This window comes from Hyphomicrobium sp. (genome assembly GCF_036262015.1).
Classification (GTDB): domain Bacteria; phylum Pseudomonadota; class Alphaproteobacteria; order Rhizobiales; family Hyphomicrobiaceae; genus Hyphomicrobium_C.
This window is the reverse complement of the sequence record NZ_DATAJR010000009.1, coordinates 651,604-665,549: the sequence shown is the minus strand read 5'-3', so window position 1 is coordinate 665,549 and position 13,946 is coordinate 651,604. Positions and strand designations below refer to the sequence as shown.

The 13,946-nt window shown below is 64.4% G+C and carries 15 protein-coding genes; all 15 read left to right on the top strand.

Annotation, left to right across the window (positions count from 1 at the left end):
- Nucleotide 1: 1 nt before the first annotated feature.
- The 15 genes from VHO05_RS18720 (at nt 2) to ccmE (ending at nt 13,930) form a co-directional block, all read left to right on the top strand.
- Entirely contained in the window at nt 2-412 is a 411-nt protein-coding gene (locus VHO05_RS18720; protein WP_329648130.1) for a DUF3168 domain-containing protein, read from the top strand.
- Between the two features lie 12 nt (nt 413-424).
- A complete protein-coding gene (locus tag VHO05_RS18715; protein ID WP_329648129.1) occupies nt 425-838 on the top strand; it encodes a phage major tail protein, TP901-1 family in 414 nt (137 codons plus the stop codon).
- 17 nt (nt 839-855) lie between these two features.
- Nucleotides 856-1,230: a gene transfer agent family protein gene (locus VHO05_RS18710; protein WP_329648128.1), complete on the top strand. Its 375-nt coding sequence runs from the start codon at nt 856-858 to the stop codon at nt 1,228-1,230.
- Entirely contained in the window at nt 1,230-1,397 is a 168-nt protein-coding gene (locus tag VHO05_RS18705) for a phage tail assembly chaperone (protein ID WP_329648127.1), read from the top strand. The genes VHO05_RS18710 and VHO05_RS18705 overlap by 1 nt, the downstream gene beginning before the upstream one ends.
- 9 nt (nt 1,398-1,406) lie before the next feature.
- Nucleotides 1,407-1,994: a phage tail tape measure protein gene (locus tag VHO05_RS18700; RefSeq protein WP_329648126.1), complete on the top strand. Its 588-nt coding sequence runs from the start codon at nt 1,407-1,409 to the stop codon at nt 1,992-1,994.
- Nucleotides 1,995-2,000: 6 nt separating this feature from the next.
- Nucleotides 2,001-2,633, top strand: a complete 633-nt coding sequence (locus tag VHO05_RS18695) for a DUF2460 domain-containing protein (RefSeq protein WP_329648125.1) — start codon at nt 2,001-2,003, stop codon at nt 2,631-2,633.
- Nucleotides 2,630-3,502, top strand: coding sequence for a DUF2163 domain-containing protein (locus VHO05_RS18690; protein WP_329648124.1), 873 nt, complete (start codon nt 2,630-2,632; stop codon nt 3,500-3,502). Before VHO05_RS18695 ends, VHO05_RS18690 begins: the two co-directional genes overlap by 4 nt.
- Before the next feature lie 10 nt (nt 3,503-3,512).
- Complete coding sequence (locus VHO05_RS18685) at nt 3,513-3,974, top strand: NlpC/P60 family protein (protein WP_329648123.1); 462 nt, start codon at nt 3,513-3,515, stop codon at nt 3,972-3,974.
- On the top strand, nt 3,974-7,933 hold the full coding sequence (locus tag VHO05_RS18680; protein ID WP_329648122.1) for a baseplate multidomain protein megatron: 3,960 nt from the start codon (nt 3,974-3,976) through the stop codon (nt 7,931-7,933). Before VHO05_RS18685 ends, VHO05_RS18680 begins: the two co-directional genes overlap by 1 nt.
- A gap of 23 nt (nt 7,934-7,956) precedes the next feature.
- Complete coding sequence (locus VHO05_RS18675) at nt 7,957-9,252, top strand: TIGR02594 family protein (RefSeq protein WP_329648121.1); 1,296 nt, start codon at nt 7,957-7,959, stop codon at nt 9,250-9,252.
- Between the two features lie 134 nt (nt 9,253-9,386).
- Complete coding sequence (locus tag VHO05_RS18670; RefSeq protein ID WP_329648120.1) at nt 9,387-10,058, top strand: response regulator transcription factor; 672 nt, start codon at nt 9,387-9,389, stop codon at nt 10,056-10,058.
- A complete protein-coding gene (locus tag VHO05_RS18665; RefSeq protein ID WP_329648119.1) occupies nt 10,048-11,421 on the top strand; it encodes an ATP-binding protein in 1,374 nt (457 codons plus the stop codon). Before VHO05_RS18670 ends, VHO05_RS18665 begins: the two co-directional genes overlap by 11 nt.
- Before the next feature lie 125 nt (nt 11,422-11,546).
- Nucleotides 11,547-12,068: an RT0821/Lpp0805 family surface protein gene (locus VHO05_RS18660; RefSeq protein WP_329648118.1), complete on the top strand. Its 522-nt coding sequence runs from the start codon at nt 11,547-11,549 to the stop codon at nt 12,066-12,068.
- Between the two features lie 216 nt (nt 12,069-12,284).
- Nucleotides 12,285-13,472 (top strand): c-type cytochrome biogenesis protein CcmI, encoded by a 1,188-nt coding sequence (ccmI, locus tag VHO05_RS18655; RefSeq protein WP_329648117.1) that lies wholly within the window; start codon nt 12,285-12,287, stop codon nt 13,470-13,472.
- On the top strand, nt 13,469-13,930 hold the full coding sequence (ccmE, locus tag VHO05_RS18650) for a cytochrome c maturation protein CcmE (protein WP_329648116.1): 462 nt from the start codon (nt 13,469-13,471) through the stop codon (nt 13,928-13,930). Before ccmI ends, ccmE begins: the two co-directional genes overlap by 4 nt.
- Nucleotides 13,931-13,946: the final 16 nt, after the last annotated feature.

Genomic DNA, 13,946 nt, shown 5'->3' with positions numbered 1-13,946 from the left:
CATGTCGAGTCCAGCCTGGGAGCTGCAGAAGGCGGCCTATGTTGCGCTGTCCGGCGACGCCGATCTCACCGCGCTGCTTGGCGGTGCACGCATCTACGATCACGTGCCGCGCGGGGCAGCGTTTCCCTACGTGACGTTCGGGCCGTGCACCACGCGCGACTGGAGCACCGGGACGGAAACCGGGAGTGAGCACGTCATCACGCTGCGCGCCTGGTCCAAAACCGGCGGAGAGAAGGAAGTGCATCTTATCCTCGAGGCAATCCGCACCGCGTTGCACGAGGCGGCACTGGCGCCGGGGGGCCATCGCCTGGTGAGCCTGCGACACGAGCTGAGCGAAGCAACGCGAGAGTCCGACGGCGAAACGTATCAAGGCGTCGCGCGCTTCCGCGCGCTGACCGAACCGCAAACCTGAGCGAGGAAAAATATGGCGGCACAGAAAGGCAAGGACCTTCTCTTGAAGGTCGATAGCAACGGCGCGGGCAGCTTCACGACCGTCGCGGGGCTGCGGTCTCGCGCCATCGCGTTCAACGCCGAGACTGTCGACATCACGCACCAGGAAAGCGCAGGGCAGTGGCGCGAGCTGCTGGCAGGCGGAGGTGTGCGCAACGCGCGCCTCACGGGGCAGGGCATCTTCAAGGACGCTGCCTCCGACGAGTTGATCAGGAGCTACGTCTTCGCTGGGACCATCCGCGATTGGCAGGTGGTCGTGCCCGACTTCGGCATCGTCGAAGGTCCGTTTCAGATCACGTCCTTCGAGCTGACCGGACGCCACGACGGCGAAGTTGCCTTCGAACTCGCGCTGGAATCAGCCGGCGAACTCGCCTTCACGGCCGCATGATCAAGAAAGGGAGCACCATGGCCAACCGGCATCGCGGAGAGATCGACGCCATTCTGGACGGCAAGCCGTACCGGCTGTGCCTGACGCTCGGAGCGCTGGCCGACCTCGAGTCGGCGTTCGGTGACGAGGACATGCTGGCGCTGGCGACGCGCTTCGAGACGGGCCGCATTTCAGCGCGCGATTGCCAGCGCATCATCGGCGCGGGTCTGCGCGGCGCGGGCTACGACATGAGCGATCTGGCAGTAGCTTCCATGCGTGTGGAGGCCGGGGCCGCCGGATACGTCGACATCGTGGCGCGCCTTCTGTCGGCAACCTTCGCGGCCAAGCCTGGAGAAAGCGGAGAGACTTCGAAGGAGGGTGAGGCCACCGGCCCTTTCCCTGGGACGAGGTGATGGCCATCGGCTTCGGGCTCCTCGGCTTGGAGCCGCGCGCCTTCTGGAGCCTGACGCTGGCCGAGCTCGACGCCGCCGTGCGCGGCCGCTTCGGCGCCTCGCGTTTCGACCGCCCGCCAACACGCCGTGAGGTGAATGCGCTCGCCGAACGCTACCCGGACATTTGAGGGTCTGACATGGATTATAACACGCCCGTCGAAACTTGGACGGTTGCCATCGACGCCGACACGTCCGCGCTGGCGAACGAGCTGCGGCAGGCCGCGCGCCTGGGTCGCCAGTTCTCGAATGCGCTTGTGGGCGCATTCGACAGCATCGCCATCAAGGGCAAGAACGTCGGCGACGTGCTCCGCAATCTCGCGCTGCGTCTGTCCGAGATCGTGCTCAAGGCGGCGATGAAACCGCTCGAGCAGGGCTTCGGCAATTTGCTCGGCGGGCTTCTCTCCGGTGGTATGGCTTTCGCGAAGGGCGGCGTGATCCAGCAAGGCCTGCCGGTGCCGTTCGCCTCGGGTGGGGTGATCCAGAGCCCGATCGCGTTTCCGCTCGCGGGCGGGCGCCTCGGTATCGCCGGTGAACGCGGCGCGGAAGCGATCATGCCGCTCTCGCGTGGCCCCGATGGCCGCCTCGGCGTGGCCGCGCGAGGCGGCGCGGGCGTGTCGGTCACCTTCAATGTGACGGCGCAAGACGCGCAGAGCTTCGTGAGATCCGAAGCGCAGATCGCTGCGATGCTGGCGCGCGCCGTGTCGCTCGGTCAACGCAACCTGTGAGGCGTGATGTCCTTCCACGAAATCCGCTTTCCGACGGCCATCTCGCGCGGCGCGCAAGGTGGACCCGAGCGGCGCACCGATGTCGTCGTTCTGGGCTCCGGTTTCGAAGAGCGCAACAGCCGTTGGGCCGCGTCGCGCCGGAGCTACAACGCGGGATATGGCGTCGCGTCTATCGATGCGCTGCACGAAGTGATCGCATTTTTCGAGGAGCGGCGTGGTCGATTTCACGGCTTTCGCTGGCGCGATCACGCTGATTGGAAATCCAGCCTGCCGGGCGCCGCAACCAGCGCGCTCGATCAGGTCATAGGGCTCGGAAACGGGGCAACGCTTACGTTTCTTCTCAAGAAGACCTACGGGTCCGCCCACGCTCCGTTCGTGCGGGAGATCAAGAAGCCGGTTGCGGCTACGGTGAAGATCGCCGTGGCCGGCGCAACGCAAGCGGAAGGCGCCGACTTCACAGTCGATCCTGCGACCGGCGTGCTCACGTTTGCCGAACCGCCAGCAGCATCTGCCGTGGTCACGGCCGGATTCGAATTCGACGTGCCCGTGCGTTTCGACACCGACAAGCTCGAAGTCAATCTCTCCGGCTTTCAGAGCGGCGCCATTCCCAACATCCCGATCGTCGAGATCCGCCTATGAAGCAACTCTCGAACGGGCTCGCGGCACACGTCGCTTCGGGAGCCACCACGCTGTGCTGGTGCTGGCTGCTCATCCGCCGGGACGGGGCGCGCCAGGGCTTTACCGATCACGACCGGGATATCGAGTTCAACGACACCATGTTCGAAGCGGCGGCCGGTATGACGGCGAGCGAGATCCGCGACACAGTTGGGTTGAGCGTCGACAATCTCGAAGTGACCAGTGCCATGACATCGGAGCGGCTGTCCGAAGCCGATCTCGCCGCCGGCCTCTACGACAATGCGTCCGTCGAGATCTACCGTGTGAACTGGGTCGCGCCGGAGCAGCGCGTGTTGATGCGCAGCGGCAACCTCGGCGAGGTGAAGCGCAGCGGCTCAGCCTTCGCGGCCGAAGTACGCGGCCTAGCCCATGCGCTGGGCGAAACGAAAGGTCGTCTCTTCCAATACGCCTGCGACGCGGACCTCGGCGATCAGCGCTGCACGATCAATCTCGACAATCCGCTCCTTCGCGGCGAGGGGGCGCTGGTCGAAGTCACGAGCCCGCGCCGTTTCACGGTCAGCGGTCTCGACGCCTTCGAGAGCGGATGGTTCACGCATGGCCTCTTGTCATTCACGTCCGGCGCTGCCGAAGGGCAGGCAGTGGAGATCAAGAAGCATACGAAGGCTGGCGGCCTCGTCAGTATCGAACTGTGGAGTCGCGCGCGGCTGCCGCTCGAGCCGGATCAGACGTTCACGGTGACAGCCGGATGCGACAAGCGCGTCGGCACGTGCCGGACGAAGTTCGCCAACGTCGTCAACTTCCGTGGCTTCCCCCACATGCCGGGCAACGACTTACTGACGGTCGTCAGCCGTCCCGGTTCCGCATCACGCTGAGAAGTAAATCATGCACCAGTCGCAAACTGTCCGGCGCCATGACGGCGGCGCGGTCGTCAAGGCCGCGCGCGTGTGGATTGGCACACCCTATCATCACCAAGCGAGCCTCAAGGGTGTTGGCACCGATTGCCTCGGGCTCATCCGGGGTGTGTGGCGTGATCTCTACGGCGTCGAGGCGGAGCAGGCGCCCGGCTATTCGCGCGACTGGGGCGAGGTGAGTGGCAAGGAAACGCTGGTCGATGCTGCCTTGCGGCACATGATCCCGCGAAAAGACTTCGTCATACCGGAGCCGGGCGACCTGCTCATCTTCCGGATGCGCCCCGGAGCGATTGCGAAACACGCGGCCTTGCTCGCAACGCCTTCGACCATGATCCACGCCATGGAGGACCGGCTGACCTCCGAAGTCCCGTTCAACACCTGGTGGCGCCGCCGGCTCGCCGCCGTATTCACATTCCCCGGGATCGCACGCTGATGGCCACGCTTGCTCTCGCCGCGGTCGGCGCGGCCGCAGGCAGCGCGCTGCTGCCGACTGGCGTCTCCATGCTGGGGTTGACGCTCTCGGGCGCGGCTATCGGCAGCCAGGTCGGCGCCCTGGCCGGCTCGTTCATCGATAACGCGCTGTTCGGTGCGTCCGGTCAGCCGCGCTCCGTTCAGGGGCCGCGTCTCACGAATTTGCACGTCACCGCGTCGACCGAGGGCGCCCCCATTCCGCGCCTTTACGGACGGGCACGTCTCGGCGGTCAGATCATCTGGGCGGACGAAATCCGCGAGCGCATCGTGACGTCACGCGCGGGCGGCAGTGCCAAGGGCGGCGGCAGCGCGAGCGCGCAAGACGCGGAAACGACCGAGTACCAATATTCGGCAAGCTTCGCCGTGGCCCTCGCGGAGGGGCGCATCAGCGGTATCGGCCGCGTCTGGGCCGACGGCGCCGAGATCAACCTGTCGCGCGTAACGCATCGCCTCTATCGCGGAACGGAAACGCAGCTTCCCGACAGCGCCATCGTGGCCGACAAGGGAGCAGGGCGCGCGCCTGCATACCGTGGCGTCGCCTACATCGTCTTCGAGGATATGCCGCTCGCTCCGTATGGCAATCGCATTCCCCAATTGTCTTTTGAGGTCCACCGCGCGGTCGAGCCCTTCGGCGAGGAGATCAAGGGTGTCGTCATGATCCCCGGCTCGGGCGAGTTCGTCTATGCGACCGCGCCCGTGAGCAAGACGCGCGGGATAGGCGCAGCGGAGGCCGAGAACGTTCACACCCTGCAGGGCGCGACCGACTGGGACGTCTCGCTCGACCAGCTTCAGGCGACATTGCCGAATGCGAACTCGATCTCGCTGGTCGTGAGTTGGTTCGGAACCGATCTGCGTGCAGGACAATGCACGTTGAAGCCGGGCGTGGAGCTGGCGGCCAAATCGACCACACCGCAGACGTGGAGCGTCGCAGGTCTTGCGCGCGACGATGCGCATCTCGTCAGCACAAAAGACGGCCGCCCAGCTTATGGAGGTACGCCGTCGGATGTGTCGGTGATCCAGGCCATCCAGGATCTTAAGGCACGTGGCCTGAGCGTGGTGCTGACGCCGTTCATCCTGATGGATGTGCCGTCAGGAAATTCGCTCGCCGACCCTTACACCGCTGCAAGCTCGCAGCCGCCCTATCCCTGGCGCGGACGCATAACCTGCGACCCAGCCCCGGGCCAGCCAGGTTCGCCGGACAAGTCGTCGGCGGCCGCCGCTGAGATTGCAGCGTTCGTGGGCACGGCCAGTGCCGGAGATTTTGCGATCTCAGGCGGTCGCGTCGTCTATTCCGGACCCGATGAGTGGTCCTTCCGGCGCATGGTGCTGCACAACGCCTGGCTCGCGAAGGCCGCGGGCGGTGTCGATGCGTTCCTGATCGGCACTGAGCTGCGCGGGCTGACATGGGTGCGCAGCGCCGCCTCGACTTATCCGTTTGTCACCGCACTCATTGCGCTCGCGGCCGACGTAAAGTCCATCCTCGGCGCGGGTACGAAAGTTTTGTACGCTGCCGACTGGTCCGAATATTTCGGTCATCAGCCGGGCGATGGCAGCGGCGATGTCTACTTCCATCTCGATCCGCTTTGGGCCTCGTCGTCGATCGACGCCATCGGCATCGACTGCTATTGGCCGCTCGCCGATTGGCGCGACGGAACGAGCCACCTCGACTATCTCGCCGGTACGCGCGCTATCTACGACGAACCGTATCTCCGCTCGAACGTGCAAGGCGGCGAGGGCTTTGATTGGTACTACGCGAGCGATGCCAATCGCGCCGCGCAGATCCGCTCCCCGATCACCGATGGCCACGGCAGTCCCTGGGTGTTCCGCTACAAGGACATCAAGTCCTGGTGGCTCAATCAGCATTTCAATCGGCCCGGCGGCACGCCGAGCGGAACGCCGACCGCATGGGTGCCGCAGTCCAAGCCGTTCTGGTTGATGGAAATCGGCTGCCCCGCGCTCGACAAGGGCGCCAACCAGCCGAACGTATTCGTCGATCCGAAAAGCGCGGAGTCCGCCTATCCGTACTTTTCGCGCGGCGTGCGCGACGATCTCATGCAGCGGCGTTACCTGAAGGCCATGATCGAGACCTTCGATCCGGCGAGCGAAGGATACGTGAGCGGGACAAATCCCGTGTCGTCCGTCTCCGGTCAGCGCATGGTCGATCTCTCGCGCATCCACGTCTATTGTTGGGACGCGCGTCCGTTCCCGGCCTTTCCCTACAACTTGGATGTATGGAGTGACGGCGAGAATTGGCACCTCGGCCATTGGCTGAATGGCCGCTTCTCGGTTGCACCGTTGGCTGCGCTCGTCGACCAGCTTCTCGCCGACTACGGTATTGCCGGCCACAATGCGAGCCGTCTTGCGGGCCTCGTACAAGGATATGTCATCGACCGCCTGATGTCGCCGCGCGATGCGCTGCAGCCGCTGGAGCTAGCCTACTTCTTCGATAGCATCGAGACGGAAGGGCAGATTGCATTCCGCCACCGCGGCCTCGAACCGCCCGTGCTTGCGCTGGGCGAGGACGATTTGGTCGAGGAGCGCGCAGGCGACGCCCTTCTGACACTCACGCGCTCACAGGAAACCGACCTGCCCGCTTCTGCGAAGGTCACGCACATCGCGTCGGCCGGAGACTACCGCCAGGCCGTCGCAGAAGCACGCAGGCTGACGGGGGCGAGCGGGCGTGTTGCACGCGCCGAGCTGCCCATCGTGATCGAGAATGACAGCGCGTCCCAAATCGCAGACGCTTGGCTGTTCGAAACCTGGGCCGCGCGCGAACGTGCACTCTTCAAGCTGCCGCCGAGCGCGCTGGCGATCGAGCCGGGCGACGTCGTCACGGTCGAGAAGGACGGCACGGTCACTGTCATTCGCGTCACCGAGATCGGCGAACGCGGCCTGCGCGAGATCGAAGGCCGCAGCATCGAACCGGAGGTTTACGGCGGCGCCATACCGCGTCCGCGTGACACGACCGACGATGCCATCGTCTTCGATGGCACGCCGCACCTTGAATTTCTGGATCTCCCGCTCCTGCGTGGCGATGAACCGCCGGATGCTGGTTACGTGGCAGCATTCCAGATCCCGTGGCCCGGACGCGTCGCGGTCTACGGATCGCCCGAAGACGCAGGCTATGTGATGCGTGCGAGCGCAACGGCGCCGGCCGTCATCGGCACGACGCTTGATCCGTTGCCGAGCGGCGCGATAGCCGTTGTTGATCGCGGCGCACGGGTGCGCGTCAAGTTGAGCGGCGGTGAGTTGGAATCCGTTACGCGCCTGCAGTTTCTAGCCGGCCGCAATGCGGCGGCGATTAAGAACGAGGCGGGCGGATGGGAAGTCATCCAATTCGAAACTGCCACACTCGTCGGCGATGCAACCTACGAGCTGTCGAACCTCCTGCGCGGCCAGGCCGGTACGGAAGATGAGATGCGCGCTCCACTCCCGGCCGGTGCGCCGTTCGTGCTGCTCGGTTCCGAAGTGGCACGCGTCGCGCTGACATCAGGCGAAGTCGGGCTGCCGCTGCGCTGGCGCTTCGGTCCGGCCAATCGAGATATCGCCGACCGATCCTTCGCCGCGTCGACACATGCTTTCACCGGCCGCGGCGTGAAACCGTTGTCGCCCGCGCATCTACGTGGTGCGCGCGGTAGCGGCGGCGACCTCACGATCACTTGGATGCGGCGCACGCGCTCGGGAGGCGACAACTGGGACGCCGCCGAGGTGCCGCTCGCCGAGGATAGCGAGCGCTATGAGGTCGATATTTTGGACGGCGAGCACGTGCTTCGTACGATTTCGAGCGCCACACCGTCGTGTGTGTACACCGGCGTCGATCAGACTGCAGACTTCGGAAGCGCGCAAAGCACATTGTCTGTCGCCGTCTACCAGATGAGCGCCGCCTACGGCCGCGGCACACCCAAGACCGCAACGGTCTGACCTATTCAAAATTCGAGGTGCACATGGACGACGCTCGCTGGCTGGAGCAGGCCTGGCGCGAGTTCGGCGAGGCTGAGCGCGCGGGCGCGTCCAGCAATCCGCGTATCATGGCGATGTTCCGCGACGCCGGTCGCCCGGATGTGACGCGCGATGAGGTCGCGTGGTGCGCGGCCTTCGTCGGGGCCTGCCTCGAACGCGCGGGACTGAGATCCACCCGCTCGCTGCTGGCTCGCTCATATCTCAAATGGGGAGATGCGCTTCCGAAACCGTGCATCGGCGCAATCGCAGTGTTCTCGCGCGGCAGCGATCCGTCACAGGGGCATGTCGGTTTTTGGCTCGGTGAAACGGACGAAGCGATTGTCGTGCTCGGCGGCAATCAGAGTAACGCCGTCTCTGTCGCACTCTATCCCAAGAGTCGCCTGCTTGCCGTGCGGTGGCCCGCTGCCGCGCAGACAGCGGTGCAGCCCTCCGTGCAATCCGGGAATGCTGCCTTCGAGCGTGCTCTTGCGCACGTCCTCGAAATGGAAGGCGGCTACACCGATGACCCGCACGATCCCGGCGGCCCCACCAATCGGGGCATTACGCTTGCGGTGTTCGCCGCCTGGAAGCGCCTGAAGCTAAGCGATGCGAACCGTGCCGCCCTGATCCGCGACCTCAAAGAGATCGATCCCGCGACCGTCCGCGAGATCTATCGCAAGCGCTATTGGAACACGGGCCATTGCGCGGAGCTGCCCCCCGCTCTCGCGTTCATGCACTTCGATGCGGCGGTTAACCACGGCTTCGGAACGGCGATCCGCTGCCTGCAAGAAGCCGTCGGCGCGGACGCCGACGGCGAGATCGGTCCGGAGACTCGCGCCGCTGTCGCCAGAACGCCGCTCAACACCGCCCTCGCAAATTACGCATCGATCCGAAAGCGCCGCTACCGGGCGCTCCCGCACTTCTGGCGCTTCGGCCGCGGCTGGCTGCGGCGCGTCGAGACGACGCTCGAGCGCGCCCGCGTGCTCTTGACGGAGACCGTCCCTCAAACACCGCTTCCAACCGAAGGAGACACTGATATGACCGCAATCCAATCCAACCCAAAGTGGTGGGGCCACTCGGTGACCATCTGGGGCACCATCGTCACAATTCTCTCGACGGTCGTTCCAGCACTGGCACCGGTGACCGGCATCGATGTCAGCGGCGACCTTGTCCAGAACGCAGGAGAGCAGGTCGTCGATACGGTGCAGACCGTCGGCACATTGATCGGAACCCTGATGACGATCTATGGCCGCCTGCGGGCCACGAAGCCCATAGCGCTCGGTCTCTTCAAGGTCCGCTAGCAAGCCGGCAAGGCGGGGCGAAGTCCCGCTTTGCCTTTGATCCGACATACACTTCCAGCCACCTCTAGGCTCGGCTGTCGTCCCCAACTATAGTCCCGAGGAGAAGCTACCCTTAACCAACACCGAGAGACCCCGTGCGCATACTCGTCGTAGAAGACGACAAGGACCTCAACCGCCAACTCAATACCGCGCTGACCGGCGCTGGCTATGCCGTCGATGCCGCCTTCGACGGCGAGGAGGGCTATTTCCTCGGCGACACCGAGCCCTATGACGTCGTGATCCTCGACCTCGGCCTGCCGAAAATGGACGGCATTTCGATCCTCGAGCAATGGCGCCGCGCCAATCGCAACATGCCGGTGATTATCCTCACCGCGCGCGATCGCTGGAGCGACAAGGTCTCCGGCATGGACGCCGGCGCCGACGACTATCTCGCCAAACCGTTCCATATGGAGGAGTTGCTCGCGCGCGTCCGTGCCCAGGTGCGCCGCGCTTCCGGTCATGCCAAGAGCGAGATCGAATGCGGCCCGGTCCGTCTCGACACCAAGACGGCGCGCGTCACCTGCGACGGCCAGCAGGTAAAACTCACCTCCCATGAGTACCGGCTGCTCGCTTATCTCATGCATCACAGCGGACGCGTCGTCTCCCGCACCGAGCTGGTCGAGCACCTCTACGAGCAGGACTTCGACCGCGACAGCAACACCATCGAGGTGTTCATCGGCCGCCTGCGCAAGAAAATACCGGGCGACGTGATCGAGACGGTACGCGGTCTGGGCTACCGCATGAGCCGCGGCGCCGATGAAGCTTAAGTCGCTCGCGTTCCGGCTGTTTGCGACGTCGGCGGCGTGGGTGCTGCTCGTGCTGCCGATCGCCGGCATCATTATTTATCAGCTCTATCGCGACGATCTGCAGACGTCGTTCGACGCGCGGCTTGAAAAGCTCGTCAATTCCATTGCCGTCGACAGCATGGGGAGCGGTAGCGACCCGATCGCGCCTAAAAACCGCTACGAGCCGCTGTTCGAGGATCCCAGCTCCGGTTGGTATTGGCAGATCAAACCCGTGGAAGGCGATAGCGCACCGACGCTGCGCTCGGTCTCGCTCGGTGACACGTCCATCGAGCTTCCGATCAAGCACGACATCAAGCCGGACGGCAACGGCGCCCGGTGGATGAACTCCACCGGCCCTGCCGGCGAAGGCATTCGCATGGTCGAGGTCATCGATAGTCCGCTGCCGATGGGGCAGGGACAGCGCTACTCGATCATCGTCGCCGGCCCGATCGATTGGCTCGAGAGCCGCCTCGCGAACTTCCTCACGCGGCTAGCCATTGCACTCTTTCTTACGGGCGTCGGCCTCGTGACCGTGACGCTGTTCCAGGTCCGCTTCGGTCTCCTGCCGCTGCGCCGTATCGAACAAGCCCTTTCGGACATCCGCTCGGGCCGCGCGGTGAAGCTCGATGGCGAACTCCCCGCCGAAATCGAGCCGCTGCAAGTCGAACTCAACGCGCTGCTGGCATCGAACCAGGAAATCATAGACCGGGCCCGAACCCAGGTCGGCAACCTGGCTCACGCGCTCAAGACACCGCTCGCTGTGATCACCAACGAAGCGCGTGAAGACAGGAGCGCGCTCGGCACGAAGGTCGCCGAGCAGGCCGAAATCATGCGCGACCAGGTCAATCACTATCTCGACCGTGCGCGCGTAGCGGCAGGCGCCGGTGTGATCGGGCGCTCTACGCCGGTGAAGCCGGTCCTCGAGCCACTCAAGAGGGCGCTCGAGCGCATCCATCGCGAACGAAACATCTCGATCACCGTCGATTGCCCCGCCGATATCCGGTTTGCTGGCGAGCGCCAGGATCTTGAGGAGATCCTTGGGAACATCTGTGACAACGCCTGCAAGTGGGCAAAGGAGAATGTCAGTATTACAGTCTCGGCGAGCACAAGCCGCAGGCCTCCCGGACGGCTCGCCATTCTGATCGATGATGACGGTCCGGGACTGTCCGACGACCAACGGGCGCGCATCGGCAAGCGCGGTGTCCGGCTGGACGAGACCAAGCCCGGCTCCGGTCTTGGCCTGTCCATCGTTACGGACCTCGTCCAGTCCTACAGGGGCCGTCTCGATCTCGCGAAATCGGACTTGGGTGGGCTTCGCGTGCAACTCGATCTGCCGGCCGCCTGATCGGGCTGCAAATTCCGGTGATAAACGCCGAACTTTCGCCTGAATCCCCGTAGAAACGGAAGATTGGATGTGCTTGAAGACGAGTCACATTCTGGGCATTGTTTGGGCATGAGGGGCATGCCCGCATGCCGACGGGCACCGGGCGAACCGGACTCTCGGGCAAAACGGGGATCTTCATGCGCACACTTTGCGCTTCCGCGCTTCTGATGGTGTCGATTGGACTGGCCGGCTGCGGTCCGGACGGTCCGAGCAAGGCCGATACCGGCATGGTCGTAGGCGCTGTCGCAGGTGGCATCCTCGGAAATCAGGTCGGCAAGGGCGGCGGCAATATCGCTGCGACGGCCATTGGCGCCGTGGTAGGTGGCATCGTCGGCAGCGAAATCGGCCGCTCCATGGACGCGCAGGACCGCCGTCTCGCGCAGGAAGCAGAGTTTGAGGCGCTGGAGCGCGGACAATCTGGCGTCTCGCGTCAGTGGCGCAACCCGGACAACGGCCGCTACGGTGAAGTTGTGCCGAGCCGGCCATATAAGCGCGGCGCCGTCGATTGCCGCGACTACACGCACAAGATTTACGTCGACGGAAAGCCGCAGGCGATGCGTGGCACGGCTTGCCGCAATCCGGATGGCACGTGGAGCAACGTGGGCTAGCCAAAAGCGCGCCCGCGTCAGAAGCGTTCGGTTGCTACCTTGAAATGAAGGGGCCGCCGTAAGCTTTTGCGCTGCGGTAGAATCCCTGACCGTACCGTATCTGTCGCAATGTTAATGTGACCTGCGACTTCAAAAGCCGCCCAAACTGCAAACCACCTCTTGTCAGCCCTGACCCCCGCCCCTATTGAACCGGGACGATGAGTTAGAAGGCTTCTAATGCTCCTTTGGGTTTGCTTCGCTTTACTGACAGCGGGCGTTGTCGCTCTGCTGCTGATGCCGTTGCGCCGCGAGCCGAGCCGATCGGTCGAGCCCGCAGCCGCTGACGTCGCCGTCTATCGGGATCAGCTCCGCGAACTCGACGCCGAACGCGACCGCGGTCTGCTTGTCGATAGCGAGATCGAGAGCGCGCGCGCCGAGGTGGCCCGGCGTTTGATCAAACGCGGCAGTGGCGATGCCGCCCGCCCAGAACTTCCGGCAGAAGACACAGCGAGCGTCGGGCGCGCCCGCAAAGTCTACATGGTGATTGCGGCGCTGCTCCCGATGACCGGCATTGCGCTTTATTTGTTCACCGGATCGCCACAGCTCCCGGGACGGCCCTTCGCCGAGAGGCAATCGGCGGATGTCGCGCAGGCCTCCGTGGTCGATCTCATTGCGCGCGTCGAGGAGCGTTTGAGGGAGCATCCGGAAGACGGCAAGGGCTGGGAAGTCATTGCGCCGATCTACCTCCGCCTCGGACGCTACGGCGATGCGGCGCATGCCTTCGCCGAGGCAAACCGCCTCGAAGGAGAATCTGTCCGCCGTCTCTTGGGCTTCGCCGAAGCGACACTGCTCGCAGGCAACGGCATCGTCACTGAGCCCGTACGCAAAGCCGCGCAGCGCGTTCTTGAACTCGAGCCGAAGCGTATCGAGGTCAAGGCGTGGCTGATCCTCGCGAAGGAGCAGGACGGCGACCTCGCTGGCGCAGCCGACGACTATCGCGCTCTGCTCGCGGAGGCGCCAACAGATGCGCCTTGGCGCAAGGCCATCGCCGATCGCCTCGACCTCGTGACCAAGAAGCTCAAAGGCGAGCCCGTTGTCGAGGACAAGGCTCCCGAGGCATCTTCGCCGTCCGCAGCTGGCGGCGAACAAGCGCCCGATCTCGCCGCAATGTCACCCGCCGAGCGTGACGCCTTTATCCAGTCCATGGTCGACCGGCTTGCAGTGCGTCTGAAGGACAACGGTAAGGATCTCGCCGGATGGCTCAGGCTGGCGCGCGCCTATAAGGTGCTGGGACGCGATCAGGACGCCCGGGCCGCACTCGAAAGCGCCCGGACGAATTTCGCAGGCGATGCCGCATCGCTCGAAGAAATCGGCAAATTCGAGCAGGACACACTCGCCCCAACGGAGCAAACGAACCCGCAATGACGCGCAAGCAAAGACGAGGGCTACTGATCGGTCTGGGAGTAGGCGTGCTGTCGATTGCCGCCATCCTGATGCTCTTCGCATTCCGTCAGTCGATCGTCTTCTTCCACACGCCGAGCGATGTCGCCGAACATAAAGTTGCACCGGGTGCCAGGTTTCGGCTTGGCGGATTGGTGAAAGCTGGTTCCGTCGTGCGCGGCGATGGGACCAAGGTGTCGTTCTCCGTTACCGACACTCTGCAGACCGTTCCGGTTAGCTACGAAGGCATCCTGCCCGACCTCTTCCGTGAAGGCCAAGGCGTTGTCGCGGAAGGCATCTTGGCGCCCGACGGACAATTTGTTGCCGACAGCGTGCTCGCCAAGCACGACGAAAACTATATGCCGCCCGAAGTTGCAAAGGCGCTCGAAGAAAAAGGCGTTAAACTTGGTGAGACCGCGCACCCCGAAAGCGCCACCAAGTAACGAAGACACCGCGAGC